The sequence below is a fragment of the Vibrio sp. Vb1554 genome (genome assembly GCF_033344235.1).
On record NZ_JAWPOJ010000207.1, the window covers coordinates 1 to 1365 of the forward strand.

The following is a 1365-nucleotide window of genomic DNA, read 5'->3' on the forward strand; positions in this document are numbered from 1 at the left end:
CATTAAATAAAAACAATGAGCGAACCTCGCAAACGAAGAAGTACCGGCAACGTCACTTTGGCTGATGTCGCCAAACAAGCAGGCGTAGGCACGATGACGGTGTCGCGAGCATTACGAACGCCAGAGCTGGTATCCGATAAGCTGAGAGAAAAAATTCAACAAGTGGTTGATGAGCTCGGCTATATCCCGAACAAAGCCGCAGGGGCACTCGCATCTGCAGAAAGTTATTCCATCGCTCTAATCATTCCGTCACTGTTTGAAAAAGCATGCGCGCTTTTCTTACCAAGCTTCCAACAGGCGTTAAACAAAGCGGGTTATCAATTATTACTGGGTTACAGCGACTACTCGATTGAGCAAGAAGAAAAGTTGCTTTCGACTTTTTTAGAGAGCCGTCCTGCGGGCGTTGTACTGTTTGGAAGTGAGCATAGTCAGCGAACGCATCAACTGTTAGAGGCGTCAAATACGCCAGTGTTAGAGATTGCCGAACTGAGCTCAAAGGCCAGTTATCTCAACATTGGCGTGGATCACTTCGAAGTGGGTAAGGCCTGTACCAGACACCTGATTGAACAAGGTTTTAAGAACGTTGGTTTTATTGGGGCGCGCGGGAATCACTCAACGTTGCAACGCCAGTTACACGGTTGGCAAAGTGCGATGATTGAAAACTATCTCACCCCAGATCATTTTCTGACGACTCATGAAGCGCCATCTTCACAATTGGGTGCGGAAGGATTGGCGAAGTTATTGCTGCGCGATTCAAGCTTGAATGCTTTGGTGTGTAGCCATGAGGAGATAGCAATTGGTGCGCTCTTTGAGTGCCATCGCCGTGTTCTCAAAGTCCCGACCGACATTGCCATTATTTGCCTTGAAGGTTCTTCTATGGGGGAGCACGCTTACCCAAGTTTGACATCGGCAGAATTTGATTACGAGCGCATGGGCACCAAGGCGGCAGAAAAACTGTTGCATGCCATCAAAGGTGAGCCAGAAGAAAGGCCAACCAGTATGGGCTTTAAGCTAAAGCGTCGAGCAAGTACCGCGATTAATTGACACCTCCGCTTTCCATAAACACAAAAAGCCTCTCAATATGGAGAGGCTTTTTACATTCTGAATTCACGAGCGAAAACTACGGACGTTCGCCCGTGGCTAGGCGTTGTTCGATATCTACGATCACCTCTGGCAGATCGGAGATGGTATCGATTAAGTAGTGAGGTGCACTCTTGATAAACTTCGCGCGTGCTTTTTCACGAGCTTTCTCTAAGGTTGCTTCGTCTGCGGCTTGGTATTCTTCAAATGTCAGACCCGCTTCGTTACCAGAAAGCAGCAGACCCACCGTCCACATGCCCGCATTGTGACCTTCAAAGATGCCTG

1 protein-coding gene and 1 pseudogene are annotated in these 1365 nt (G+C 48.3%); one reads left to right on the plus strand and one right to left on the minus strand.

Features of this window, described 5'->3' with window-relative positions; all coding sequences use genetic code 11:
• Nucleotides 1–15 precede the first annotated feature (15 nt).
• Complete coding sequence (locus R8N28_RS24995; protein WP_318183638.1) at nucleotides 16–1044, plus strand: LacI family DNA-binding transcriptional regulator; 1029 nt, start codon at nucleotides 16–18, stop codon at nucleotides 1042–1044.
• Nucleotides 1045–1120: 76 nt separating this feature from the next.
• Here the strand turns inward: R8N28_RS24995 and R8N28_RS25000 are convergent.
• Nucleotides 1121–1365, minus strand: a pseudogene (locus R8N28_RS25000) (phosphonoacetaldehyde hydrolase); the annotation flags it as partial.